Below are 26580 nucleotides of genomic sequence, written 5' to 3' on the forward strand. Positions count from 1 at the left end.
GTCAATATGAAGCCCATTTTTACCGTCTGCCGGCGTATCAGCACGAGCCTGATGACCAGAATAAACGCCTTTCTTTTATTGTGCTGCTTTTCCTGTCGATCCGCCTGGGCGGATTTGCCCGCTATAGCAAAATCATACTAATATGTCATAATATCCAAATCCAAAATGACAAGGCATAAAGTGAAATGGGTTACAGTCTAGATTTTCGAAAAAGAGTACTGGCATACAAAGATAAGCATTCGTTGACTTTCGAACAAACGAGTGCCCATTTTGAGATTTCTATTCGTACCCTGTTCCGGTGGAGTCATAAAATAGAACCTTGCATGACGCGTGATAAGCCTCCCATGAAAATTCCTGATGAGGTGCTCATCGCGGATGTCCAAAATTTTCCTGATGACTATCAATGGGAAAGAGCAAAGCGCTTAGGGGTCTCACAATCGGCGATTCATTACGCGTTGAAACGGCTTCGCCTCACTCATAAAAAAAACCTTAAAACATCCTCGCGCTGATCCTCAGCTTCGTCAGGCGTTTGTCGAGCGCATCAGCGGCTATAAACAGGAAGGCAAACCGATTGTGTATTTGGATGAAAGTGGTTTCGCGCAGTCAATGCCACGGATATACGGGTATTCAGAGAAAGGGCAGCGTTGTTTTGGTACACAGGATTGGCACGCGAAAGGCCGTATTAACGTGATTGGAGCCATTCTCGAAAATACGTTCATCACCTTAAGCTTATTTACTGGCAACATTAACGCCGATGTCTTTCATGCGTGGGTGACGCAGGATTTATTGCCCAAACTCCCACACGGTGCCGTGATAGTCATGGATAATGCGCGTTTTCATAAACGACTTGATACGATACAAGCGATAGCAGAGAGTCAATATCAATTAGAGTGGCTGCCCGCTTATAGTCCGGACTTGAATCCCATAGAACACAAATGGGGTGGGGCAAAAGCGATAAGAAGACAAAAAAGATGTTCAGTTGATGAGGTGTTCACCGAGCACATCGAGTGTGTCAGGTTATGTTGATTCTGCTATACACCACACTTGGCCACGATAAATACAGCACACAGGGAATAGTGCAGGCCGGTTTAATTCCCCGCCTGGCATGATGATAGACAAAACTCGACTCATATCCTGCGCCATAACGACGTAAATCCCGCCGTCCCAGCCCGTCAACCCCTGCCACCAAAACTACCATCACAAACAGCGGAACGGATAACAGCAGGATCGCCAGCCGGATCAGCGTCACCATCGTGATAAACACCGTGGCCAGCCCGTATTCCTGTAAATAGCCCGATACCTCCTGTAATACGGCATTGAATTCACGCCTAAAATCATGGCTGTGATTGAGTGGATATTGCCGCGGCCCCTGTATCCAGCGCATAAAACCACTGTCCACAAACAGCCATTGATACGCCTGTGCCAGCCAGTCAGAGACCGTTGGGGAGGGTTCGGATAACAGCAGGCTCCGGGTAAATTCCGTGGATAAAAATTGCAACTCCGTTTTCATCATCGTCTGGCTGTGAGAAGCGCCCTCATCCTGCCAGAAAAAAGTCATCCCGAGATATTCCAGCAACAGGCTGAATAGCCAGGACATCACAATAAAACCGATGAGTTGCCACGGCCATTCCCATAGCACACGATACAGCAGGCCATGCTTGCGCGGGGGTTGAGTAGATTGACGGGAAGCCGGTTCTGACTGTGCCATTATGCTTTTTCTTCCCACCAGGCTTCACGGGGGCGGTAATGTCGCCTCATCTGTTCGGCGATTTTCTGCAAACTCGCGGGCATCAGGGCATCATCGTCATCCCCGGTAGGTAAGGGCATGCGAATTTTCCACAACTGACCGCCCTCCAGCAAGGCAAACGCCTGCCCTTTCGGCAGGTTAATCATCTCAGCAGGCGTCACCAGCGGGGTTTTGACTGTACCTACCCGGTCCTGCGTGGAGGAGGTAAAATCCTGCCCTTGTTCAGCATCCGCAATATCCGCATGCCCCGAGACCAGCGTCTTGCTATAAATTTCCACTTCGGGCAACTGACTGGTGAGTAACTCTGCCGTCCGGTTATCCCGCACCCGCAACATAATCAGGGTGTTGAAATTGCCGATGACTTGTGCCGTCTTAGCCGGGCTGCCGATACGGGCTTCGATATCCGAGGAAATCTGGGTATAGGCCGTGACCTGCATACCCGCGCCGCCGCCTTTATTGATCAACGGGATAAACTCATCCCCCATCAGCTCATTGAATTCGTCACAATGCAGGTTAATCGCCAGCTTGCCGTCATGGCGCACCGGCAATCCTGCATTCATGCCGTATTTGTAGATTTGCCCCGCGACACTGACCAAATCGGCAAACATGCTGTTACCCACTGCCGAAGCCACATCACTGTCAGACAGCGCATCCAGCCCGATATAGACAATACCGTTCTTGCGGATCACCTGTTCCCAGTCGAAAATGGGGCGCAAATCCGCCATATTGAAATAATCCGGCGAGAGCAGTTCTGAAATTTTGCCGGTGGTCAGCTTTTCCAGCAGGGGTAATAAAGAGGCAACAATTTTGTCAAAATAGGTGCGGTCATAACGTACAGCAGAGCGTAACCCGTCCAGGATCGGATCGTAGAGCTGCTTACCGGCTGCTGAACTCAGTGTCACTTCCATCGCCCAGAGTCTCAGCGCATCCGGCTGCCCCTGCATATTGCGCGGGATATCTTTTTCTTTCAGCTTGCTGAGAGACTGGTTGATTTGTTCCAGCAGTGCGGGCTGCCTGTCTGCCATCATTTTAGTGGCATAGAGTTGATACAATTCGCTGATATTATTGACGTAACGCGTGATCAAGGTGTAATCCGGCCGGTGTCCCAAAGCGACTAACGCGCGGGCCACAATATTAACAAACCGCCAGGCAAATTCACGGAAAGCCGCACTGTTGCCTTCCCCACTGAGCTGCCCCGCCAGACGGTAAGCCACTTCCGATACCCGGCCAAACCGCCCGACTGCATTATAACGTGCCGAGATTTCCGGCCAGCCCAGATGAAAGAAGGAAAGTTCATTGCCGCGCCCAGAGCGGTGTGCTTCCGCCCAAATGCGCCTTAACAGGTCAGCGTCGCCTTTCGGATCAAAGACAATCACTACCTCACCCCGCCGGATATCCTGCGTTATCAACAATTCGGCCAGCCGGGTTTTTCCCACACGGGTCGTGCCCATCACCAGGGTATGCCCGACGCGCTCACGCAGATCCATAAACACGTCCATTTCCTGTGGTTCAATGCCGTGGATCATCGGATTGCCGCCCACCGGTGGTAAAGGCCGCACCGGATTGAACGGGGAGTCGTTGCGTAACAGGGCCGACAATTCCGGCCAACGGTATTCCGTTCGGTGCTCCAGTGCACGGGCAAGCTGATAAACCTTAGACGGTTGCACAAAGCGTTCGACCTCCGGTCGCCGCGTATCCTGCAAACGCTGGGTATGCTTCTGCTGCCAGCGAAATCCCCTGCCCAGAAACAGACGCTGATGGCTGACGGGGATCTGTTTTGTGCTCATCAGGTAGCGCGGCAAGCGGCGCAGGTTTCGGCGATAGCGGAGTACCTGAATGCCCTGCCACGTGCGTATCATCGCTAATACCGCAAAACCGCCGGCCATCACATAGCTGACTGACGGTGCCAGTGCAATCGCCCAGGGTGCCCGGATGCAGACAAACGCGGCAACGGCGAAAACCACCGCGGTATTCAGCTCGACGGCAGGACGTAACAGGGCTTCAACAACGTAACGGCGGCTCATAGTGAGGGCTGCTGAGTCAGAGCGGTTTCAGTGATCAGTACGGGATAATGCTGTAACTGCAAACGGCGGGCCAGTTCTGTGCCGGAAGCCGGTGATAGCAGCAAATCCGGTACTAATGCCCGCAGTGACTGTAACGCCGCCATTTCACTGACATTGACGACCAATCCCACCGCATGCAATTGCTTAAGTCGTACAGCATTCTGGCTTAACCACTGGCGCGAATCAGCGTCATCACCCATCAGAAATAGTGCGCCAATGCCCGGCAGTTGCAGTGGCCGGCTTGCCACTTTTCCCGGCGTGAGTTCCGGTGTTTTCACCGGCAACATCGCCGCTTCACCGGCCTGCTCGGGTGAAAAATGCGGTGGCGGCAAAGTGATATCATCTGACTGAGCATGAATACCTGCATAAAAGGGCGCAGCCTCCTGGCCGCCTAAATCGGCAATCACGTTCAGTTCAGCCTGGCAGGTATTAACCCATAACAGACCGATAATGGGGAATACGCTCAGCCGTTTCATGGTAATGACGTAATGTGCCATCCCTGCTCTCCCTGTCGCAACACTACCGGCATCCGCCCCCTGCCAAACCGGAACCAGTACCCCGCATCATGATTCAGCGTGATTTGCCGGTGACGTACCCGCTCAACCGGGATATGATGGTTTTTGGCCCACTGGCGTAATGTGTCGTCATTACCCTGACTGTCAACCAGATAGATATCCACCGGTTGCTTTGCCGCCAGGACTTCGGCCAAACGGGTGTCACAGGGCGGGCAATCGTTGACTCTGACAAACAGCGCCAGCCGTCCATTTGTCTCCCGTGATGTTGTCATATTGACCGGCAACACATCCGGAAACAGCCGCTGCCAGGCGGCATCCACTTCCCGCTGGAAACGCAGCTCTTTCTCTGTGCGGGCAAACTCCGCCCTGACCCACTGTTCAGCATAACGGCGGCGTTCGGCATCACTGTCGGCTTCAATACCTAATGTGGTCAGCGGATCAAGCCCCGGGGACTGGATACCCCGGGGCCCACTCATCAGTTGCTGATAACGCCGGTATTCATCCGCACTTAACGTCCACTGTTCAGCCTGATTTTTCAGAAATTGCGGCTGGCTTGCTGTCGATGGTGTCTGCTGCGAGGCTAACGGTGTCGGTGTGGCTGCCCAGACCGGATTGTTCAGCAACCAGATCAATAAACCGAAACGATGCCATTTCATCAATGCCCTCCCTGCTGCGTTTGTTTAGCCGGAGTCGGTAACTGATAGCCCGGGCGTAAATGGTGACACACCACTCGCTGCACTTCATCCACGTTCAGTTGCCAGGCCGGGCCTGCCATCACCTGCAACGCGGTACGCAACCGGACAGGGCCTAACTGTGTGTGCACCGACGGCAAGGGCTGACGATATAAGATGTTATTGGTTTTTTCCGGCGCACATAATGTGTAGCCCGATTGACGCAAAACATAACGCATCGCATCAGCCACGGTGGGTTTCTGAGAGGCGGGGAGCTGACTATCAACCAGCTGGGAAAGCGGGTCACGCTGGGCCGCTGTCGGGTCGGTACTGACCAGCAAATAGCGGCCATAACGGACCACTTCTGTTTTTTGCCCATAAATATCCGGTGAAACCGGCTGAACGTTACGGGTCAGCGTAACGGAAGGAAAGGTATCTTTGGAAAGCTGAGGTGGCGGTTGTTTTACGGGAGCTGTGCATCCCGTCAGTATTACCGCCATTAAGCCGGTTAACACAGTTATTTTCATGCCAAATAGGTTCCTGCTCAGTCGTAAAATAATCCTGACTATGCAGGGAACCCTGTGATGTATTCAATGAACAACTCAACTGTGTTTGCTGAAAATAAAAATGCCGCAACAGGAAGTAACGGATAACCCCTGAACCGGTATTATCGTATTACGTGGCATGAGTGATAACAGGGCATTATTCAGCAACCGATTTACGCGCTTTTCGCTCAAGCAAATTACCATTACGATCAAAATAGCGGCTGGGCCAGATTTCAGCAGGCTCCATTTCCAAACAGGTAGCAATGATAAACTCCCCTTTAGGCCACGGGCGGGATAAGGTATTTGCCAGTGTAGAAGAGCTGAGTCCCGATTCACGGGATAAAGCGGCGAGTGTCGTACCACGCTTGCGTAATGCACAAATAATTTCGGCTGGGTGCCAGTCTTGTCGAGTGTGAGTCATAACCTGCTTCCCCTTCTGTTGATTATTGATGGTGGCGATTCAAGGCAGGGATTCTCAGGTACCGGAGATCAACCAATCCGGCGAGGCCGAAGCCTCCCCTGCCTGAACCGCCATAGAAGGTGCGATAGCAGGCGCACTGGTAGAAATATCCTACCAGTGGGTTGATCTTACGAGGCCTGAGATTCCTCACTATCGGATTTTGCCGATAGCTTTTTTACTTTAACTGATTGAGTTATCTAATTCAATAATCGAATGTGTAAGTATAATCAGTAAAATTAAGTAATTAGTTACCCATTAGTTCAGCATCATCTCTAACAATAAGTATAACCACCGAAAGATACACTTCAGAGAATAGTGCGTCAGCTATCAGCGGGTTATGTTAACATTGGAGACAACTTTGTTGATGAATGATTGAATCGATAGTTACCCCCCTTGTCTGATACTGAAGTAAAGCATTTCAAAGGAGGCGATATGACTACGTCTTTAGACAAGCTCACGATTAAAGGATTTAAATCAATCCATGAACTCAATGAGTTTGAACTTAAAAATTTAAACGTGATTGTTGGCGCTAACGGCGCAGGTAAAAGTAATTTGATCTCCTTTTTTAAAATGCTGCGGGCATTAATAGACGGCACATTAAATCGCTATGTACGCGATAGTGGGGGAGCAAGCGATTTACTCTTTAATGGTAATAAGGTCACCCCGAAAATGGAGTTTGAAACACGCTTCGGGGAACGTGGGTTTCGCTTTAAATTGGTGCCCACGCCAGCAGACAGTTGTGCCATTGAAGATGAAGCCCGCTATTACGCAAAAAGTGCTACCGGATGGTGGTTATTGGGGGATAGCGACGATGGCAGATCCAGAATGGTTGCTGAAATTGAGAACGATTCCTCTGACGCACCGTATTCAAAACCCGTCTATGAGGCCATCGCTTCCTGGCAGATTTATCATTTTCACGATACCAGCGCTACGGCTGGCATGCGAAAATATGAAATCATTCAGGATAACAAAACATTACGCACAGATGCTTCTAACATTGGCGCGTTCTTATTAAAACTCAAAAATGATGCTCCAAATGAATACAAATCGATTGTGAATGCCATCAGGTTAGTCACCCCTTTCTTTGATAACTTCATTTTGGAACCTCGTCAAAGCGGCCAGAAAGAAGAAGTTAACATGAGCTGGACGCAAAAAGGCTCAGACTATCCAATGCAGCCTTATCATTTATCAGATGGTTCAATACGCTTTATTTGCCTGGCAACCGCATTATTACAACCCAACCCGCCATCAACCATTATTATTGATGAACCTGAACTGGGCCTACACCCTGCGGCCATTGTGATCCTTGCAGAGTTAATTCAACAAGCTGCTCAACGTACCCAAGTTATTATTGCCACTCAATCCCCTATTTTAATCGATCAATTCTCTACCGAAGATATTATCATCGTGAATCGTAAACAGGGAGCTTCAAGCTTTGAACGTTTAAATGAGGAAAATTTTTCTCAATGGCTCGAAAACTATTCTCTCGGTGAATTATGGGCTAAAAACGTCATCGCCGGAGGGCCAACTTATGAGTAATTACATCGAAGTCATGGCCATCGTTGAAGGTAAAACAGAACAAATATTTATTGAAAAAATGCTTCAACCTTATCTGGCTGAGAAAATGATTTTTATCTCTGCAACCCAAGTTTCCAAACCCGGCCAAAAAGGCGGCGATGTACGTTTTTCGAGAGTTAAGAAAGACATTGAGATACACTTGAAACAACGTCCAGATACCTATGTAACAACGTTTATTGATTATTATGGCACCCATGAATGGCCGGGGTTAGAGACGTTAAATAGACATTGGGAACCGAGACAAATCGCTGAGCATCTGCATCTGTCAACACAGAATGAAATCCGTCAATGCCTATTAGCACAGAGAGCTGATGAACGTTTTATCCCGTACATCGTTATGCATGAATTTGAAGCTTTACTTTTTAGTGACAAAGACATACTTGCCAATGAATTAAATATTCATGTACAAGAAGTAGAGCAAGTCCTTCGAGAATGCAGGGAACCGGAATCAATTAACAATAGCCCACAAACGGCGCCTTCAAAGAGATTGGAAAAATGGTCAGCAAATGGAACCTTTGCCAAGACTACAACAGGGATAGCTATTGCTGAGAAAATAGGCATTCCTAAAATGAGAGAAAAATGTCCCTTATTCAACGAATGGCTATGTCAGCTTGAGCGATTGATAACAGCTTAAATATGCAGATGCATTTTGAATCGATTTAATACGAATAAGCCCTGTGATAACAGGGCAATAGGTTAAACAGCTCAGAACGGGATCTCCGAATCCCAATCCATTTCCTCCTCTTCCGGTAACGCAGCAGGTTGTACTGCTGTGGTAGCCTTTCTCTCCTTATTTACTGGCTTAGAAGGCTGTGGCTTCGGTGCGGGCTTATGCCCCACCTGCTGAGCAGCCGCCTGTTTTGCATCGCCACGGCTTCCCAGCATCTGCATCGTGCCACTGACACTCACCACCACTTCGGTTGAATAGCGATCCTGCCCCTGTTGGTCCTGCCACTTGCGCGTTTGCAAAGAACCTTCGATATAGACCTGAGCGCCTTTTTGCAGGTATTCCGCCGCAATTTCTGCTAACTTGCCGAAGATCACCACCCGGTGCCATTCGGTTTTCTCCCGCAGCTCGCCGGTTTGTTTATCCCGCCAGTTTTCTGAGGTGGCCAGTGACAGTGTTGCCACTGTACCGCCGGTTGGCAGGTAACGGATTTCCGGATCTTGTCCCAGATTTCCGACTAAAATCACCTTGTTAATTCCACGTGAAGACATATCCATTTCCTCCTGGTTACACTGACTGACGCTGCGTCCAGCACCCTTGCTTCAGGGCAAATTCCGCCTGCTCACGGCGGGCAAAATATTCCACCGATTCACGGGAACACGGTTCCCCCTCATCCAGTGTGCCGATATAAAAGCCTGCACAGCTTCGCAACACGGTTAACGGTAACTGCTTATGGCAGTATTGCAGTGCCAGAACACCAATCGGTGCGATATTCATCTCTGTATCCTGTTGTCTTTGATAATAAAAAGACTGCCCTGAAACCTCAGGGCAAGTCGGTGGGATAAAAGGAATATCAGAATGAGTTTTCTGCATATTCGGTTTGTGCAGCACCGTTCTGCGGGGGTGTCGAGTCGGACTGTTCGGCCTGATACACTTTCTCCTGACCGATTTTAATCCAGTCCACCTTGATCAGACGGGCTTTCAGGCTGACGCGCTGTTCACCGGCATGATCCCCGCGTTTCAGGGTAAAAATATCGGTGGAGGGATGACTTAAGGTAAAGCCCAGCAACACTTTTTTGTCCTCATCCACCGATTTCTGGCAACGACCCACCAGACTGGTTGCCTCCTTACCGACCACGGTAATATCAAAACGCACATAGACCGGATTATCACTCGGGCCATTTAACGCATTGATCACGCAGCTCAGGAACGTCCCGTTGGCGGTGCTGACATGGCGGATATTATTCAGATAGCCCAGGCCTTTAATATTCAGGTTGAAATAGTCGTTTTTGGTTAACGATGTGGTGTTCTCAGACATACGATGTTCTCCATGGAGGTCAAAAAATAAGGAATGACGGAGAAAACCCCATCCCTGACGGGAAAGATTTTCCCCGCCGGGCGTCAGACGTATACGTTGCTGACGTTCTGATAAAGCATAATGAACCTTCATTGCCATTGGGTTGGCAATATCTGCTTCCAAAGGTGGGCAGATGTACCACACAGTGTGTACTCCCTTGCAGGCTACGGAAGTTTTACAGCCACCCGGAGGCGATCGTTACAGGCTCTCCGATCATTTAAGAAACAGGTTGATTCTTAAAGCATCCCGTCAGGACGTCAATCAACAATCAGATCTTCAGACTTTCTGATTTGCCCGCCTGGCTTTGCGCGATTGCGTGACCGCTTTGTCATTCAGCATGCCTTTACAGGCCGGATAGTTCACACAGCCCCAGAACGGCGCGGTTTTTCCCTGCCGTTGCCGCATCCGGCCGCCACAGTTCGGGCATTCGGGAGTTCTCGGCAACGTCAGATGTAGCGGCTGTGCCTTACCCCGTTCGACCAAATGCTGAAGCCATTGCGCCTGTTTTTGCATAAAAACCGCCAGCGATGCTTTGCCCTGCGCAATATCCTCCAGCGACTGCTCCCATAACGCGGTCATGCCCGGATCTGTCAGCACCGCCGGCAGCCCGGCAATCAGCTCCTGCGCCAAAGGCGTCGCGTGGATCGCTTTCTTTTTCCGCTCAATCAGCTGGCGTTTAAACAAGGTATCCAGAATGCCGGCACGGGTCGCTTCCGTGCCTAGCCCGGCACTTTCTCGCAAGATTTGTTTCAGTTGCGGATCACTGACCAGACCGGCGGCATTTTTCATCGCGGCAATCAGCGTACCTTCAGTAAACGGTGCCGGCGGTTTGGTATGCAGGGACTGAATGTTCGCCTCAATCACCTGACAGCGATCACCCTGATTAAGGGCCGGTAGCGGTAAATCGGTTTCCTTTTCTTCCCCCTTTCCATGCTCTTCCGCTTCATCGGTAAACAGCGCTTTCCAGCCCGTGATCACATTAATCCGACCTTTTACCCGGAATAATGGCCCGCCGATATCCAGCGTCACTTCGGTCACATCCGTTTCCTGTGCTGGCAGAAACTGCGCCAGATAATGCTGACGGATAAGCTGATAAACCTTTAACTCATCGGTCGTTAACCGGCTGATATCAAAAGCATGACGCGTGGGAATAATGGCATGGTGCGCCGTGATTTTTGTGTCATTCCAGACCCGGGATACGAGTTGTCTATCCAGTTGGCTGATAACAGCGGTCATCGCCGGATCGGTTCGCACCAGCGCGGTCAACACCACCGGAATATCGGCCTGCATGGACATGGGCAGATAGCCGCAATCCGTGCGCGGGTAAGTCGTGGCTTTATGGGTTTCATACAGGGACTGGGCAATCGCCAGCACCTGACTCGCGCCCATAGCCCACAAACGGGAAGCAGCCTGCTGGAGTGTGCCTAAATCAAAACAAAGCGGCGGCGGGGTTTTCTCCCGCTTTTTGCTGACGTCCATCACAGTGGCGTGTGCTGCCTGCTGGCAACGTTTCTGCACAGCCTGCGCCACGGCCTCCCGGATACAGCGTTTTTCTTCATCGCCATCATCCGCTGTGGGCAGCCATTTCGCTGGAAAGCGGACAGTATCTTTTTCCAGCTTCACCATCACCTGCCAGTACGGTTTTGGCACAAACTGACTGATATCCTTATCCCGGTTCACCACCAGTGCCAGTGTCGGGGTCTGCACCCGGCCAATGGACAACACCTCCCCAAAACCCAGTGCCTGAGCTTTCAGGGTATACAGGCGGGTCAGATTGATCCCCGTCAGCCAGTCGGCCCGTGCCCGCCCCAGTCCGGCCTGATAGAGTGCTGCCGTCTGCTCACCCGGTAATATGGCCGCCAGTGCCTGCCGGATGCTGGTTTCATCCAGTGCCGACAACCACAGCCGCCTGACCGGACCGGTGAAATGGCAATACTCCAGCAACTCACGCGCAATCACTTCGCCTTCACGGTCGGCATCGGTGGCAATAATCACCTCATCCGCCTGTTTCAATAGCTGCTGAACCACTGCAAACTGCCCGGCGGTCTCTTTTTTTACCGACCATTGCCATTGAACGGGCAGCACCGGCAGCACCTCCATGCGCCACGGCGGGCCAAATTGCTCGCCATAGTGTTCGGGGGCAGCCACCTCCAGCAAATGCCCGATGGCCCAGGTGACGGTGAGACTGGCGCTAAAAAGAAATCCCTGCCCGCGCTGTTTCACCCCCAGCACGTTGGCAATGTCTTTGGCCTGAGCGGGTTTTTCACACAAATAAAGCTGCATTGCATCCCCTCCATTAATGGGGTTCAACCGAACGTAAAGGTGGGGAGAAAACCGAACGCCACTTACCTGACAAAATATCGGGATGCGGTTCACCCAGCAGTTTAATGGCCTCAAGTCCCGCTGGGGTTTTCTCTGCAATATCCTGGCGAGTGACAACCAGTGAACGGTAAGAGCGTACAATGCCGTAAATCTGGCGAATGGCCCGGCTGCCATTGTGCAGAAAGGCATCCCGCTCTGCCCGTGAAATCAGCCCGTAATGGAAAGCCTGAAACGTTTTCATGGCGAGCTGGTCATAGCCGACCAGCAGCCAGACACCGCGATAGCCTAATGGCGAATGACTGTAAACCCCGATATTCAACGGCTCGACAGAGGAAACAGCGGATAAGGTGATCTGCTGTGGTACGGCATTCAGGGTATCCTGCAAAGTGGCAATACTCTGCTGGAGATTGACGGAAGCCGTATCCAGTGCGTGTTCCAGTTTCACCAGCCAGGTATCGGCATAAGGATTATCGGCGGCGGAATCCACACTGATATTACCGGCACGCTTAATGATCTGTGGCATTCCGAGGATCTCCGTAACCTGATGTGTCTTGCTGATGTCTTCCCGTCGGCGTCCCGCCCAGAGCCGGATCGCATAGTGGGTATGTAATTCAATCGTTAACGAGGATGTTAAGACACCGGCGCGTAAACGCGGCTGAGATGCGGTTTTTTTTCTGCATCAGACATGCACAAAAACTCCTGTTTGACCTTGATAAGTCAGTCAAACTATTAAGGCAAAGGAGGCGGTGACTCAATGGATAACCAGTTATGAAAAAAGAGAAAAATGATGGGTTTTATTCACTGTCAAAAAAGATGATTTTTTAGCCACTGTTGGCAGTGCCAACAGTGTGTATTTTTTAATCTTTGTTGGCACTGTCATTTTCAGAAGACGACTGCACCAATTAATAGGGCTTAAAGCTGAGTGTGCATATGACTTCTGATAAAATAATTTCAGAAGTCGACTGCACTAAACGTAATTATGCTCAGTACTCGTATGCACCGAAATATGTAATTTGAAATAGTCAACTGCACGAAATATCAAAAAACGGAGTTCTAGCGTTGGAGGCGACAGCGTTAACACTCTTATCTTGTTTTCGAACACACGCCATTTTTTTGCTTGTTATTTAGCCTATTTCAGAAGACGTCTGCATTAAACACGATTATATACTCGGTACTCGTATGCACTAATGTGAGGTGTGAGCATGTTAGACACACCACAAATTACCGAGCGAGGCGTGATGACCTTACCTGATAAGGTATGGCAAGAGACCCGGCGCAGAAATGAAATCATTGAACCCCTGGCAGCGCTTAATACGGTCGGTCATCAAGCCGCTGATGATGCTGCTCAGACATTGGGTTTATCCCGGCGGCAGGTATATGCTCTGATTAGCCAAGCCCGGCAAGGTTCTGGCCTTGTGACAGATCTGGCTCCGGGTCAATCTAACGGCGGCAAAGGTAAAAAACGCCTGCCGGAGCCAGTCGAAAGTATTATTCATAATTTACTGAAAAAGCGATTTTTGACTAAGCAAAAGTGCAGTCAGGCAGCACTTTGTCGAGAGATTGCACAGGCCTGTAAAAAGCAAAATTTGCCCGCCCCAACGCGCAATACAGTGGCACTGCGGGTAGCTGACCTTGATCCAATCAAAACAATACATTACCGAGAAGGCCAAGATGCAGCACGGGATCGACAAGGTGCCGGAGGTTTACCTCCCGCCGTAACTGCACCACTGGAACAGGTACAAATTGACCACACAGTCATTGACTTAATCGTTGTTGATACTTGTGATCGGCAACCGATTGGCCGCCCATATCTTACCATCGCTATTGATGTATTCACGCGTTGCGTGCTTGGTATGGTGATCACCATGGAAGCGCCGTCTGCTGTTGCTGTCGGACTTTGTCTCGCCCACATCGTTTGTGATAAGCGCCCCTGGCTGGAAAGGCTGGATATAGAAATGGATTGGCCGATGAGTGGCAAACCCAAGCAACTCTATCTCGACAACGCCGCTGAATTTAAAAGCGAAGCTCTGCGCCGTGGCTGCGAACAACACGGCATCCGATTGGATTATCGTCCTCTCGGGCAACCGCACTACGGCGGCATCGTAGAACGGATCATCGGTACAACAATGCAAATGATCCACGATGAATTGCCGGGAACCACCTTCTCCAACCCCAAACAACGTGGGGAATATGCTTCCGATAAGTTAGCCTCTCTGACATTGTCTGAACTGGAGCGCTGGTTTACTCTGGCGATCGGCGCTTATCACGGTTCGATACACAGTGGTCTACTCCAACCTCCGGCAGCATGCTGGGCTGAAGCCGTGGAACGAATAGGCATCCCCGCTGTTGTCACGCACACTACTGCCTTTCTGGCTGATTTTCTCCCCGTGTTCCGCCGCATTCTGACACGTACCGGCTTTGTTATTGACCACATTCATTACTACGCCGACGCACTCAAGCCCTGGATTGCCCGACGTGAAAATTTTCCCGCATTTCTGATCCGGCGTGACCCACGCGATATCAGCCGTATTTGGGTATTGGAACCCGAGGGACAGCATTATCTGGAAATCCCCTACCGTGCCTTATCCCACCCGGCCATTACCCTATGGGAGCAGCGGCAGGCATTGACAAGTCTCCGCCAACTCGGGCGGAAACAGGTGGATGAATCGATGTTATTTCGCATGATTAAGCAAATGCGTGAAATTGTTACTACAGCACATAAAGCGACACGCAAAACACGCCGTGATACAGAACGACGCCAGCATCTCAAGGCACCACTGCCACCCAATGAACCCGTTTTACCCAAAATAGAGATGACTGACCAACAGGCAGAAAATCAGCCTCTGGCCAAGCCATTCGATCAAATAGAGGAGTGGTAGCTGTGGACGAATATCCCATCATCGATTTATCCCATCTGCTGCCAGCGGTACAAGGATTGGCTCAATTGCCAGCAACTGAGCGTATTCAGCGTATCCGCACTGATCGCTGGATAGGCTATCCACGAGCGCTTGACGCATTGAACCAATTAGAAACCCTGTACACTTGGCCTAATAAGCAACGCATGCCTAATTTGTTACTGGTTGGCCCAACCAACAACGGTAAGTCTATGATCATCGAAAAGTTCCGGCGTGCACATCCAGCCAGTTATGACAACAATCAAGAGTAAATTCCAGTACTGGTTGTGCAGATGCCGTCTGAACCCTCGGTGATCCGCTTTTACGTCGCGCTGCTCGCGGCAATGGGTGCACCATTACGACCGCGTCCCCGACTACCCGAAATGGAGCAACTGGCACTGACATTGCTACGTAAGGTCGGCGTTCGATTATTAGTGATAGACGAACTGCACAACGTTCTGGCAGGTAACAGCGTCAATCGGCGAGAATTTCTCAATTTATTACGCTTTCTTGGTAACGAACTCCGTATTCCGCTGGTTGGTGTTGGGACACACGATGCCTATTTAGCAATCCGTTCAGACGATCAATTGGAAAATCGATTCGAGCCGATGATGTTACCTCTGTGGGAGGTCAACGATGACTGTTGTTCATTACTGGCTAGTTTTGCCGCTACGTCTCCGCTGAAGCGACAATCACCGATTGCTACACCAAACATGGCACGTTATCTGCTTACCCGATGCGAGGGCACTATCGGTGAACTGGCACACTTGCTGATGTCGGCGGCTATCGCGGCGGTAGAAATTGGTGAAGAAGCTATCAATCATCGTACACTCAGTATGGCAGATTATAATGGCCCCAGCGAGCGACGACGCCAATTTGAGCGGGAATTGATGTGAAACCAGCACCACGCTGGCCATTGCATCCAGCGCTAGTAGAAGGTGAATCTTTATTATCTTCGTGGCTTCATCGGGTTGCTACCTGTTACCAGATGAGCGTTCATGAACTGCTGGAACACGACCTTGGACACGATCAAGTCGATGATCTCGATATAGCGCCACCACGTTCGCTATTAACAGCGCTCTCACTTCGAAGTGGTGTCGAGTTAGAGCGACTGCACTCTATGAATTTTGCCGGTTGGGTACCGTGGTTGTTGGATAGCCTCGACGATTTAATTCCTTCAGCGTTGGAAGCTTACGTATTTCAGTTTTCGGTATTATTGCCGGAATATCGCCGCAAAATAAGGTTAATTGCAAGCTGGCGAGCTTGGTTGCCCAGCCAGCCCATCTATCGGGCTTGCCCACATTGTCTGAACAATTCAACGGTGAAACCTATATTACTCATATGGAAATTGCCTCTTATGCTGAGTTGTCCGTTGCATGGTTGTTGGCTGGAATTCTATCAGGGGCTTTCAGGGCATTTTTTCGGCTGGGAAAATACAGATATGTTGCCACGTACAGCCAGCAATGCTATTGCGGTGATGGATAAGCGTACCTGGCAGGCATTGGCTACAGGGTATGTGGATCTACCACAACGCCGAGTCCATGCCGGTTTATGGTTTAGATTGCTACGTACCTTGCTGGATGAACTCAATACACCCATTTCACAATGTGGAACCTACGCTGGTAATCTCCGTTATGTTTGGGAACGTTGTGGTTATCCGTTTCGCGCAGGGCAAAGTTTATGGAAACCCTATGAGATTTTGAATCCGGCAGTACAGTTAAAAATGTTAGAAGCAGCGGCGATGGCAATGAACCTAATCGAATCAGAGATATTGAATCCATATGGTAAACAGGCAGACTTGTTCTTACCCGAACCGCAAAGCGATTTTACCAACGGCCTGCCAACAAATGGAAATAAACGCTCTCTCAATCCCTGGCAAAACCTCACCGATGCGCTTAATGCAGCCGTTGCTGAGGCACGACACAATCCCGATACGGCTCGTTCATTGTGTGACCCTGAGTCTCTGGAAAAACTTCGTACCTTATTTGTTGAGGTAGGTATTCCGTTGGAATTTGTGTCACATTTTAACCCAGATGAACCTTTTACGAGTCTTAGAATAAATGACGGATTAAGTGACAAATCTTGACAGTCCGCGTTTTGGCATTCATGTCATTTTCAGAAGACGATTGCACATTCTGTCAGAACCCGGCTGCACTTATTGCTAGGTTTATATGGCAAATCGTCGAGCCGTAATTCTGATAGGCAATGGTCTGCCACTCCTTGTTGGATGGTCAACACCTACGATTTTGATTTGGCAATCTGTGGTATGTCTGACGCAATGCCCAAACCTCGCATTGGTGCACACGAGTATTGAGTATAATCAAGTTTAGTGCAGTCGTCTTCTGAAGTTACTTTATCAGAAGTCATATGCACACCGGTCGTTATGCCCTGTTAATTGGTGCAATCGCCTTCTGAAAATGACACACGAAAGACATCATTTTGCCAACGTGGCAAGGTCATCCGATGGCCGTAGGACAAAAGTAAAAGGGAGAAAAATTTCCTATAGTTGCCTTATGGGGTTTTCTGACCATAGCCCCGATTTATTCCCTTGCTCCCTCTTAGCCCTTGCTACGTCTGGCTTTCAACGGAAAAATCGATTTTGAATAGCACTTGATAAAACGTGATAACCTGTTGAATATAGTTTTTTTTATTTTTTAAAAAATTCATGTAATCCGTTTGGCTACCTTTGGCATCATTCCTGTTTATTCTTTCTGTCTTGACCTATACGATTCAATGTGTCAATGAGGGTTGTTCTTTTTACACCAAAATTACGGCAAATAGCAGCTTTGGACATACCGTCTTCCAATGCGGTAAGATTGCGCCAGAGCACCAAACACATGAAACAATAATTCACCGGATGGAATGCAACAAAAACAAAAGCATTAATATTCAAAAAGTTATTGAATTACTATTGATGAGTGCAGAAAACGATATTTACCTTGAAAACCTGTCGTAGCAAGGGGAGTGGGGGAACAAATGGGGGCTATGGTCGGAAAACCCCTTAAAGTCAAAACACCCCAAGCAGTAAATAACTGGTTGTCTGATGGAAATCAAAGCAGGCTTGCCAGAAAGTGGCAGCTATCCGCAGAGTAGCAACTGGAAAAGTTTGTCAGCTTACCCCTTGGATAGAAATTTATGCGGTTCAGACGTAGAACCCGTAAATACTTTGTTAAATAGTAAGTGACAAACGTGACAAAATTTTGGACGGTTCCCGCTTATTACCCCGAACTGCGCAGCTGTGACGCTCGCCCTGAAAGGGCGCTACGTTCAACTCCGAGGCTTCTTAAGTTTTTTTAATTAGAAATCGGCCACAAAAGCCTCAGCCAGTATCAATGCATTGCATTTTTGCATTTTCTTATAAAATTTATCTTCTGATTTCAGAATCTCACGTCTACTAACACTTGAATATGACGTGTTATTTGCACATGCATACGTTGTTGAAAATTGAGTATGAGTCCCTGATGGGTACATGTGGGGATATGGGTCAGGGTTTGCTGCTGAAGTTATCTCTTGGTAATGAGCGTTATCTTCAACTCCAGATGGTACAGGTATACCATTTACGATTCGATACAAGGTCGCTCTACGTATCTGTTCCCTTGAGATCCCCCCAAAAGCAACATATTCATGCTGATCGCCGAAATCATCAAGAGCCTCAAGGTAACCAGAGTCCGTTCTCCCCCATTCCCTAAATGAAGTCTCCACGCTATAAAAATTATCAGTCGGTCTTACCTCATAAAGATAAAATTCCGTTCCATCCCCCTCTTCAGCCGCAGAAATATCAACAGCCACATCAGAATCAGTAGATGTTGCTACAAATGCAGAGGTGGGCGCCCCGCCATGCCCACCTAAACTATCAGCTTCAACATGTTCAAGTAAGTTATCATTCTCCCCCCCACGGATGAAACCCCATCTCAAATACCCCACCAGGTCCAGTCGGGGCCCGGCTATCACTTCTGTAAAAAAAAGTCTGCGCCAATAGATTTGGTGAGAAAATAATCAAGAAAAATACTGTTAGTATTTTCATCAAGCCACCAATTAATATAATAAATTTATTTCGCCCAATGCACCATTCCCATCGCACTGAGCTTGTAATCTACTGGAAGTGATATTAGCCAGAGTTGCGTACTTAAAAAATCTCTTTCCGTCTTCTGTATTCAGGCCGTATTCATAAGTGAAATCCCCATAAAATAGTCCCTTCCCTTGAGCAAGGTCAACTCTGTTTACATCTTCACCACCCCAAGTTGGATATATACCAGTCACCTTACTATCGATATAAACTCCATTAGAATTTCTATCCCGACATGATGTCTGGTTAGTAGTAAAGAACGTTATATTAATGGCTCCATGCTCTGGAACGCCGCTTTCTGCTAAATTCAAGCACCCTCGACCATTACAGGTTGCATCAGCTACGAGTATATCTTTCCCACTTGTGCAAGGGGAATTTATTATTGTGAACCATGTTGAACCACTTTTAAAATGCCTAAACTCTACCGTACATGTCTTGGCACGATAATACTTTGCATAGCTAGGTAAGGGATTGGCATGAACGTTCCACGTGACAAACTTGGGGCCACCAACACAAGAAAATATGGTATCTTTATCTTCTATTTGTATTTTTTGAGATGTTTGACTTGGTTGAAGTGTTATTGCTGGATTAGGAACCGCCCAAATATACATGCATTCGGAACCACTCCCTTGTGGGGTATCTATAGTTATGGAGTAAAATTGGTTTGGATTGCTGAAAGTCACATCATACCATTGTGATGCATGAGCTAGTGAAGATAGCAAAAACAAAAGAGAAGCGCAAAACTTTACCTTTCTCATATTTCCCACCATTTAATGGTTAATTTTAACGGAGGCAAACTGATTACCCCCCTGACAATAAATGGTTATTTTATTCCCTGATATATACGCCAGCATAACAATTTTATCTATAGCTTTCCCTGAATCCGTGTTTATAGGGTATGTTTTATTGGTTAGCTGCGGAAAATCGGCCCCGTCATTAGCAGTAAAGTGAATTTGCGTGTATCTCCCGCTACTGTCTAGCCCGTAGCTTTTCACGACACCTGTGGGCGTATTACCAGAATTACATGTGGTGGATGACATTGACTGGCCCGAGAAAAATAGCATTCCGACCATCAATAAACTCAATATATATTTCATAATTACACCATAAATAATAAATATAAGTGCCTTATTGTCACAATAACAACGTGATGAAAACGCCGATGAGATCACACTCTTGGCTTTTCCGGCCACTCCGGTTTCTCAGGCTCTACCCTGTTCACCAGTACGCCGTACTTCTTCCAAGCTTCAAGGCTGGCTTTCTCTTCGCCGGTTGCCATGTTGTGCTTAACGGCGTGTTCCAGTTGGTTGCGGTAGGAATAGGGGTTTGGGGAGTAACGGAACAGTAAACGCCGTTAAGCGGTCATTTTAAATAGCCAAAAATTAACCAGCCAATTTACTGTCATTTTCAGAAGGCGATTGCACCAATTAACAGGGCATAACGACCGGTGTGCATATGACTTCTGATAAAGTAACTTCAGAAGACGACTGCACTAAACTTGATTATACTCAATACTCGTGTGCACCAATGCGAGGTTTGGGCATTGCGTCAGACATACCACAGATTGCCAAATCAAAATCGTAGGTGTTGACCATCCAACAAGGAGTGGCAGACCATTGCCTATCAGAATTACGGCTCGACGATTTGCCATATAAACCTAGCAATAAGTGCAGCCGGGTTCTGACAGAATGTGCAATCGCCTTCTGAAAATGACAGTTGGTCTCAAAGTATTGACTGGACATGGCGCAGCTATCGATACCACAACAGACGCTGGTAAGCTGGTCTTCGGTATTTTCGCAGCGCTAGCTGAATTTGAACGTGAGTTGATCTCTGAACGCACTCTGGCAGGTTTGGCATCAGCACGGGCACGTGGCAGAAAAGGCGGGCGGCCATTCAAGATGACTGCGGCCAAATTACGTTTGGCGATGGCCGCGATGGGGCAACCGGAAACCAAGGTGAGTGAATTGTGCAAGGAACTGGACATTACCCGGCAGACACTGTACCGACATGTATCACCGAAAGGGGAATTACGTCCAGATGGATTGAAATTGCTTTCACACCCATGATATCAGGCTCTTCAATAATCCTCTTTTTCCTCCAGAGAACCCTTCCGCCAACATAAGGCGGAAGGGTTCTCTGGAGGAAAAAGGGTTGATCGCTAACCTAGATTAAGTAGAGCGGTTGACTAACATAGAAACAAGATCATCTACAACCGCCTCCGCCTGTTTGATTGAATGAGCTAATCTATGATCGGCAAACTCGTCGTACTCAATGGCTGCTTCATGAACATCAGTCACACCAATGTATGCAAAAGCGGTGCGAACAGCTCTTTCTACGTGGTTATGACTGCCGAGGCGACTGCCCGGTTGGTACCCGTAATCACCTCGTGAAGATAGGATGATCAAGCGTTTTCCAGCACCTGCCAACAGGGGCCAATAAGGTTCACCATTCCGGCTTCGATCAAATCCGAATGTACGCCCTACCCGCACTATGTTGTCAATATAGGCCTTGAATTGTGCAGGAGGCCCAAAGTTATACATTGGTACGCCAGCTACAATAAGATCAGCGCGTATCACTTCGTCCACCAATATATCACTCATCCTAAGCTCCTCTCTCATCCAATCTTCACGAACATGTTCGGGTGTAAAAGCGGCATGTATCCATTTTCCCGTAACAGGCGGTGGCGCTTCCTGACCTACATCGCGGTAGAGCACTTTTGTTTCGGGGTGCAATGCAATCCACTGTTGTACGAAACGTGAAGTTAACCGACGTGTATGCGAGCCGTGGGAAATTTCGTCAGAACTGCCATAGCGTGCACTGGAATCGATGTGTAATAACGTAGTCATATCAATTGAACCCTCATAGATGAAATATATTCAAGTGCAGTCAGTTTCTACTTAATATTTCTGTCTAACAAACGATATATTTTCAACCAATAGATGAAATGATATCATCCATGTATGGCTATACGACTCCCTTCCTTGACATCACTTCGTGCCTTTGAAGCTGCTGCACGTTTACGCAGTTTTAAGAAGGCTGCAGAAGAATTATCTGTTACCGCAACAGCGATCAGTCACCGTATCCGCGTCTTGGAGGAATATCTCGAACGCCCTCTATTCCTGCGCAAAGTTCGGGCAGTTGAACTGACACAGGATGGGCTGACTCTGTTTTCTGCGGTGTGCAGTAGTTTTGAAACCATTGCTGTTGCCATTGAGCGTATACAGAAACCACGTCGGAAGTCAGTAATGTTATCCACGACTCCTGCATTTGCTGCAAAATGGCTGATACCCAGGTTGGCATCCTTTCAGAAAGCACATTCCGACATCGATCTGCATATTCATGCATCCAACACTCCGGTAAATCTCAATACCGGTACAGTCGATTTAGCGATTAGGTATGGTCTTGGTCATTACCCGGGAGAGGCTGCTACGTTGCTTTTGGAGGATTATTTCGCACCTGTCGCCAGTCCAACTCTCCTGAAGACGATAAATCAGGATGTATCACAATGGCCTTTAATTCATTTCGAATGGTATCATTCTCTGCCTGTCGATTTAACATGGAATACTTGGGCTAAAGTCACCGGACTTAATCCATCAGATTTGTCCACCGGTATTCGGTATTACGAGGAAAGCCATGCTATTCAGGCAGCTATCGCAGGTCAGGGGGTGGCTCTGCTGAGTTTACTATTGATCGAGGAAGAACTACGCCTAGGGTTACTGCAGGTTGTTACCGAAACATCTCTAAAAGGCATGGCTTACCATGTTCTCAAAAGCAATCAGTATCCCGTATCTGAGGCAGCTATCATCGTGGAGAACTGGCTGCTACAAGTTGCTCACCAGAATCCAACGGACATATAAAGATTAATTTTTAGACTACAACTACTAGTAGATACTAATGTGACATTGATTCAGTTATGAGTATAAGCCATCCACTCTAATTAATTGATAAATTGATTATAAAAAAGTAGATTAGCACCATCTGATTTCTTATCTTTTTCTTTCAGTAGGTTACATCGTAGTCGGTAAGCGAGAGACATTATGAGCAAGACACTATGTTTATTAATTATACTTATTTCTTCTTATTCTATGGCAAGTGATAATCTGAATATTCAGGTCATTGATGATTTAAATACCCAATCAATACATGCTGTTGATAACGTATATAAAATATCTAAGTGCATGATAGATTTAGAAATAGCAGGAATGTCTGGAAGCAAGGAATATATAAAACTGTATAATAAGTTTTATGATGAAATCATTCATTATATTAATATATACAGTAAAAACAAAGAAGTATATGAAAATGCATACTTGTCAAACGTCCCGGTGACATGGAGAACAACGATAGATGCTAATAAGTTACCGGTTGATATATTAATAGGTAGACTGTTAGAAATAACTTCTGATATGGAAATGAGATATGTAGGTGATGTTTTCGCTCGGAATAGGACAACCATTCCAGAATCCGCAGGTCTGGACGCCTATAATACTGCACGTTGTTTCTTATTTATTAAGTGAATTATCATATACGGTATCTATATAAAACAGACAGAATCAAACGTTGCTTTAGTTAATCAGTTATACGAAGAGAGAAAAATCGATAAACTTTATTCGCGCTAAAGAAGATTATTCTTCACTCACTGTTGGCAATGCTAACAGTGAGTGAATTTAATACTACAATACACGACCATATCGACTTAATACCAGGGGGAGCTATTGCACTTGTGATTCAACCTTCAAAGAAGAGTGGCATTTATGTTAATTCAAGCAGGACACAAACAGCAGGAGTCGCAATAAAAATAAAAACTAATACTATTCGTTGGTATTTAATGTTAATAGTTTCACCTAACCCTTTTTCTGCACAAAAATCAACTAAACAAAATAAAACCCAATATATAACCAACGTTACAATCATGACTATGATTTCAATACTTATCTTTAATTCCCAATACACAAAAGTAGCGACTAAGGGGCCAGTAAGTATACCTATACAGGCTGACGAGAGTGATCTGCCCGTAGCGCTTTGTCCAGACAACTCAATACGGTCTGCGCCTGTTCAGCGGGCAGCGCCTGCAACTGACTGGTCAGCATCGTTACATCATCCGATTCCAGTTGTCGGCACAGCCCTTCCGGCAGAAAAAACGCGGATTGCGGATCGACGTATGTTTTTTTATTCACACTCTGTGTGAAAGAACGTACATAACAGTTCGGTTTAGCAGAATCACGATAAGGCGTTGATTTCAGACTGAGTTCGGCATCCGAATTCAGTGTATTCTGCCCTTTTGGAAGACTCAGTTCGGTTTCCGAACCCGGCTTAATTTCCCTGAGTTCGGTTTGATGTTTGCCTTGTTGAAGCGACTGACGCATCACGCGTTGCTGCGGTGTTTGCACCGCATTCAGCCTCTCTTCCAGCAAACGGATATGACTGTGGCGATGACGCATCAGCAGGTCTTCTTTGATATCAGTCAGGACATCTAAGTATTCTAATGCCTTATCCTCGAGCTTTCTTCACTAATGCGACAGAACCGAATCACCACGCATCCGGCCCAACCCACAGAGATGTAATATAGTGATTATTATCGCATTCGGCATAAATTTTTTGGCCACTAGAAGCAGCAAAAATTGCCGTTGAAAGCAGGGATTTTCCTGCATCAGTATTGTTTAAATGAGCTGCCCAGAACCAGCTCTGACCACTTTTATTTTTAATTGTAAAGGCCAACCAATTTTTATTTCCCCCATATCCTGTGGAAACGGAAATAATATATCCTGTAATGGATTCATTGCAGTTTATTGCATCATTCTTACCTGTAGAAACGGAGATATTTGGCTTTAATTGGCTGCCAGTTATCTTGTCTCCATTCCCCTCCGCTGATACACTGAAAGCAAAAAAACAAAATAATACGAACAAATAAATTGATTTCATAGCAATTCATTCCTTTTTTAATTAATGTATATTCACATACAGAGAAAGAAATAAGAAATATAAGAGTCTCACTATTATGACAAGCTGTTTAGAACTGTCGCTTCGTCTAACCAACTCTTGATACAAAGTATTCTCGGATCCTGAAAATTTTATTCATAAAGTTTTTACTTCTATAAAAATTTCTAGCTGTAATTATTATGTTCTTGCCAGTTTTAGTTAATTTATTCATATGTAATGTATTCAATTTTCCAGCTTATTACTTTGGGTTGTGATGTACAGGCACTAAAAAAAACCATTATTAGTTTCTACGGTAAACGCACGATCAAGATCTGGTTTAATTTCCATGAAAGAGGGGCCTGTACTATAGTAACAACTTGAATCAACATATGAAATTTTGGCTATGCCACTACCTTTATTTTCAAATTTCATATTATCAGTTGATGAGAAATTTGTTATTCTTAACATTGTGTCGTTTTTTTCTGCACCTCTAGCACTTATGGTGAGCTTCTCGTCATTGATTGATTGGTCATCATGTATGATTAATTGGAATTTATTATGTGACGAATAGTCTCCGCTGGAACAGGCGCTTTCACTTCCATCGCATTTTAAACTCAGATTGACCTGACATTCACCCTTTCGGGTAAAGGTGGTATGCCACTGACTATAAAAGATAAGCTCTATCTCGTCTGTGGTTTTAAGTTCAACTGTACAAATCTTAACTTTTGGTTTTGGCTTAGGCGCGGAATTACTCAGCAATATACTGACAATGGGCACCATTGTTTTTGCTAATGGGTGAACAATATTATAATCACAGTCTGCATTATTTGAACGATCAAAAAATCTAGAAACTTGATTGAAACGATCACAAAAACTAGAAACCTGATTGAATAACAATCTTCTTTCATGTTCTGATATAGCAATATTATTAATATTTAATGGCCTATCAAGCTGTTGATGCAAAGTTAGTAAAAAATAAATTGGATATTCAAGCATTACTGGTGCTTGTGGAACACTACTCTCTAAATCTCTGTATACAGCAAAATTATTTAACCTACTAAACATCGGGTGAACATCTGTACTCGTAAGGTTTACCCCCCGGAGTACATCATCAGGATGACCCAACCCTAAAGCATGACCCATCTCATGAAGTACAAGCGCATATGTAAAAATTTCTGCATACCTACTTAAATCAAGATCACTCCCCATTGTGGTTTCCCAAGTGTCGTAAAGCCTGTCAGATACAGCAATGGTAGGCACAAAATATATTCCTGGTGACGTAATGCCATAATTAAATCTCATCTCATCATATTCATAGTAAATAGGCATAGCAGTTATTGCGTCTAAATATCCAAGATAGTAATCAGGCCTGGTTCTATCTAGCATAGTAGGCAACATAGTTTGTAGAATAAAATTAGGTTGTTCCCCCTGTTGAAATTCCCTGATAGTAAAATAAGAATTCAGCACATTATTCCAATATGCTGCAGCACGGCGCATAAGTGGTGCGATCCGAATATCAGCTCGGAAATCGTCATATGTATATTGTATCGATAAATTTGGGTCGGGCAGACTATATCTTATTGTATTTCCGTAAACCATTATGGGATTATAAACATTACCTTCTGTATCAAAAAAGAAACCGACAACCGAACGCCTTGGATCACCTTCGGGTAATGGCTGGCCAAATGCCATGAAAATAGATGGTAAAAATGATAACATTGCAATTATGGCAATAAATATTTTCTTTATTAAATTCATAATATTCTCCCATTATCC

General features: G+C 46.8%; 26 protein-coding genes and 3 pseudogenes. 10 read left to right on the forward strand and 19 right to left on the reverse strand.

The features are described from left to right. Nucleotides 1-185: 185 nt before the first annotated feature. Both PXH59_RS19330 and PXH59_RS19335 read left to right on the forward strand, forming a co-directional pair. Nucleotides 186-509, forward strand: a complete 324-nt coding sequence (locus tag PXH59_RS19330) for an IS630 transposase-related protein (protein ID WP_285808283.1) — start codon at nucleotides 186-188, stop codon at nucleotides 507-509. Next, the gene (locus tag PXH59_RS19335; RefSeq protein ID WP_285811610.1) at nucleotides 478-1026 is read left to right on the forward strand and encodes an IS630 family transposase; all 549 of its coding nucleotides are present in this window, start codon (nucleotides 478-480) and stop codon (nucleotides 1024-1026) included. Before PXH59_RS19330 ends, PXH59_RS19335 begins: the two co-directional genes overlap by 32 nt. Here PXH59_RS19335 and PXH59_RS19340 read toward each other — a convergent pair. From PXH59_RS19340 to PXH59_RS19365, 6 genes are all read right to left on the reverse strand, one after another. Next, nucleotides 1013-1708 carry a TIGR03747 family integrating conjugative element membrane protein gene (locus tag PXH59_RS19340; protein ID WP_285809787.1) on the reverse strand — a complete coding sequence of 232 codons (696 nt, stop codon included), beginning with the start codon at nucleotides 1706-1708 and terminating at the stop codon, nucleotides 1013-1015. The genes PXH59_RS19335 and PXH59_RS19340 overlap by 14 nt on opposite strands. Continuing rightward, nucleotides 1708-3771, reverse strand: coding sequence for a type IV conjugative transfer system coupling protein TraD (gene traD, locus PXH59_RS19345; protein ID WP_285809788.1), 2064 nt, complete (start codon nucleotides 3769-3771; stop codon nucleotides 1708-1710). The genes PXH59_RS19340 and traD overlap by 1 nt, the downstream gene beginning before the upstream one ends. Further along, entirely contained in the window at nucleotides 3768-4307 is a 540-nt protein-coding gene (locus PXH59_RS19350; RefSeq protein ID WP_285809789.1) for an integrating conjugative element protein, read from the reverse strand. Before PXH59_RS19350 ends, traD begins: the two co-directional genes overlap by 4 nt. Beyond that, on the reverse strand, nucleotides 4283-4981 hold the full coding sequence (locus PXH59_RS19355; protein WP_285809791.1) for a TIGR03759 family integrating conjugative element protein: 699 nt from the start codon (nucleotides 4979-4981) through the stop codon (nucleotides 4283-4285). Before PXH59_RS19355 ends, PXH59_RS19350 begins: the two co-directional genes overlap by 25 nt. Further along, a complete protein-coding gene (gene pilL2, locus PXH59_RS19360; RefSeq protein ID WP_285809793.1) occupies nucleotides 4981-5523 on the reverse strand; it encodes a PFGI-1 class ICE element type IV pilus protein PilL2 in 543 nt (180 codons plus the stop codon). Before pilL2 ends, PXH59_RS19355 begins: the two co-directional genes overlap by 1 nt. Before the next feature lie 175 nt (nucleotides 5524-5698). Next, nucleotides 5699-5962, reverse strand: coding sequence for a helix-turn-helix domain-containing protein (locus PXH59_RS19365; protein WP_047768405.1), 264 nt, complete (start codon nucleotides 5960-5962; stop codon nucleotides 5699-5701). Between the two features lie 471 nt (nucleotides 5963-6433). Here PXH59_RS19365 and PXH59_RS19370 point away from each other — a divergent pair, with 471 nt between their 5' ends. Together PXH59_RS19370 and PXH59_RS19375 are read left to right on the forward strand one after the other, a co-directional pair. Further along, entirely contained in the window at nucleotides 6434-7540 is a 1107-nt protein-coding gene (locus tag PXH59_RS19370) for an AAA family ATPase (RefSeq protein ID WP_285809419.1), read from the forward strand. Further along, nucleotides 7533-8213 carry a DUF4276 family protein gene (locus tag PXH59_RS19375; RefSeq protein WP_285809418.1) on the forward strand — a complete coding sequence of 227 codons (681 nt, stop codon included), beginning with the start codon at nucleotides 7533-7535 and terminating at the stop codon, nucleotides 8211-8213. The genes PXH59_RS19370 and PXH59_RS19375 overlap by 8 nt, the downstream gene beginning before the upstream one ends. A gap of 71 nt (nucleotides 8214-8284) precedes the next feature. Here the strand turns inward: PXH59_RS19375 and ssb are convergent, their stop codons facing one another. From ssb to PXH59_RS19400, 5 genes and pseudogenes are all read right to left on the reverse strand, one after another. Next, nucleotides 8285-8797 carry a single-stranded DNA-binding protein gene (gene ssb, locus PXH59_RS19380; protein ID WP_285809417.1) on the reverse strand — a complete coding sequence of 171 codons (513 nt, stop codon included), beginning with the start codon at nucleotides 8795-8797 and terminating at the stop codon, nucleotides 8285-8287. Nucleotides 8798-8813: 16 nt separating this feature from the next. Then, complete coding sequence (locus PXH59_RS19385; protein WP_285809416.1) at nucleotides 8814-9023, reverse strand: hypothetical protein; 210 nt, start codon at nucleotides 9021-9023, stop codon at nucleotides 8814-8816. Between the two features lie 76 nt (nucleotides 9024-9099). Beyond that, nucleotides 9100-9564 (reverse strand): STY4534 family ICE replication protein, encoded by a 465-nt coding sequence (locus tag PXH59_RS19390; RefSeq protein ID WP_285811820.1) that lies wholly within the window; start codon nucleotides 9562-9564, stop codon nucleotides 9100-9102. 315 nt (nucleotides 9565-9879) lie between these two features. Further along, the gene (locus PXH59_RS19395; RefSeq protein ID WP_285809796.1) at nucleotides 9880-11886 is read right to left on the reverse strand and encodes a DNA topoisomerase III; all 2007 of its coding nucleotides are present in this window, start codon (nucleotides 11884-11886) and stop codon (nucleotides 9880-9882) included. 13 nt (nucleotides 11887-11899) lie between these two features. Further along, a pseudogene (locus PXH59_RS19400) lies at nucleotides 11900-12598 on the reverse strand (PFL_4669 family integrating conjugative element protein); the annotation flags it as partial. Between the two features lie 529 nt (nucleotides 12599-13127). Here PXH59_RS19400 and PXH59_RS19405 point away from each other — a divergent pair. The 3 genes and pseudogenes from PXH59_RS19405 to PXH59_RS19415 all read left to right on the forward strand — a co-directional run bounded on the left by PXH59_RS19405 (nucleotide 13128) and on the right by PXH59_RS19415 (nucleotide 16905). Next, nucleotides 13128-14804, forward strand: a complete 1677-nt coding sequence (locus PXH59_RS19405; RefSeq protein WP_285809798.1) for a TnsB C-terminal domain-containing protein — start codon at nucleotides 13128-13130, stop codon at nucleotides 14802-14804. A 2-nt stretch (nucleotides 14805-14806) separates the two neighbouring features. Beyond that, nucleotides 14807-15715 (forward strand): annotated as a pseudogene (locus PXH59_RS19410) (TniB family NTP-binding protein). Continuing rightward, nucleotides 15712-16905 (forward strand): TniQ family protein, encoded by a 1194-nt coding sequence (locus PXH59_RS19415; RefSeq protein WP_285809800.1) that lies wholly within the window; start codon nucleotides 15712-15714, stop codon nucleotides 16903-16905. The pseudogene PXH59_RS19410 and the gene PXH59_RS19415 overlap by 4 nt, the downstream one beginning before the upstream one ends. Before the next feature lie 606 nt (nucleotides 16906-17511). Here the strand turns inward: PXH59_RS19415 and PXH59_RS20150 are convergent. From PXH59_RS20150 to PXH59_RS19430, 4 genes are all read right to left on the reverse strand, one after another. Continuing rightward, entirely contained in the window at nucleotides 17512-17658 is a 147-nt protein-coding gene (locus PXH59_RS20150; RefSeq protein ID WP_434223332.1) for a hypothetical protein, read from the reverse strand. A gap of 458 nt (nucleotides 17659-18116) precedes the next feature. Then, complete coding sequence (locus PXH59_RS19420) at nucleotides 18117-18734, reverse strand: hypothetical protein (RefSeq protein WP_285809802.1); 618 nt, start codon at nucleotides 18732-18734, stop codon at nucleotides 18117-18119. A 120-nt stretch (nucleotides 18735-18854) separates the two neighbouring features. After that, complete coding sequence (locus PXH59_RS19425; RefSeq protein WP_047768385.1) at nucleotides 18855-19643, reverse strand: hypothetical protein; 789 nt, start codon at nucleotides 19641-19643, stop codon at nucleotides 18855-18857. Nucleotides 19644-20053: 410 nt separating this feature from the next. Further along, nucleotides 20054-20230, reverse strand: coding sequence for a tail fiber assembly protein (locus PXH59_RS19430; RefSeq protein WP_434223389.1), 177 nt, complete (start codon nucleotides 20228-20230; stop codon nucleotides 20054-20056). Between the two features lie 364 nt (nucleotides 20231-20594). Between PXH59_RS19430 and PXH59_RS19435 the strand changes: the two are divergent. Further along, nucleotides 20595-20951, forward strand: a pseudogene (locus PXH59_RS19435) (recombinase family protein); the annotation flags it as partial. Nucleotides 20952-21053: 102 nt separating this feature from the next. On the opposite strand, the gene PXH59_RS19440 reads toward PXH59_RS19435, so the two are convergent. Beyond that, nucleotides 21054-21731: an FMN-dependent NADH-azoreductase gene (locus tag PXH59_RS19440; RefSeq protein ID WP_047768381.1), complete on the reverse strand. Its 678-nt coding sequence runs from the start codon at nucleotides 21729-21731 to the stop codon at nucleotides 21054-21056. A 114-nt stretch (nucleotides 21732-21845) separates the two neighbouring features. On the opposite strand from PXH59_RS19440, the gene PXH59_RS19445 reads away from it, so the two are divergent. Then, a complete protein-coding gene (locus PXH59_RS19445; RefSeq protein WP_285809806.1) occupies nucleotides 21846-22742 on the forward strand; it encodes a LysR substrate-binding domain-containing protein in 897 nt (298 codons plus the stop codon). 180 nt (nucleotides 22743-22922) lie between these two features. Beyond that, the gene (locus PXH59_RS19450; protein WP_047768377.1) at nucleotides 22923-23402 is read left to right on the forward strand and encodes a hypothetical protein; all 480 of its coding nucleotides are present in this window, start codon (nucleotides 22923-22925) and stop codon (nucleotides 23400-23402) included. A 468-nt stretch (nucleotides 23403-23870) separates the two neighbouring features. Here PXH59_RS19450 and PXH59_RS19455 read toward each other — a convergent pair whose 3' ends face one another. The 3 genes from PXH59_RS19455 to PXH59_RS19465 all read right to left on the reverse strand — a co-directional run bounded on the left by PXH59_RS19455 (nucleotide 23871) and on the right by PXH59_RS19465 (nucleotide 26562). Beyond that, complete coding sequence (locus PXH59_RS19455) at nucleotides 23871-24326, reverse strand: hypothetical protein (RefSeq protein ID WP_235428312.1); 456 nt, start codon at nucleotides 24324-24326, stop codon at nucleotides 23871-23873. A gap of 88 nt (nucleotides 24327-24414) precedes the next feature. Continuing rightward, a complete protein-coding gene (locus tag PXH59_RS19460; RefSeq protein ID WP_047768375.1) occupies nucleotides 24415-24807 on the reverse strand; it encodes a hypothetical protein in 393 nt (130 codons plus the stop codon). A 282-nt stretch (nucleotides 24808-25089) separates the two neighbouring features. Next, nucleotides 25090-26562 carry a zinc metalloprotease gene (locus tag PXH59_RS19465; protein ID WP_285809809.1) on the reverse strand — a complete coding sequence of 491 codons (1473 nt, stop codon included), beginning with the start codon at nucleotides 26560-26562 and terminating at the stop codon, nucleotides 25090-25092. Nucleotides 26563-26580: the final 18 nt, after the last annotated feature.

The organism is Xenorhabdus bakwenae (assembly GCF_030272115.1).
Lineage (GTDB): Bacteria > Pseudomonadota > Gammaproteobacteria > Enterobacterales > Enterobacteriaceae > Xenorhabdus > Xenorhabdus bakwenae.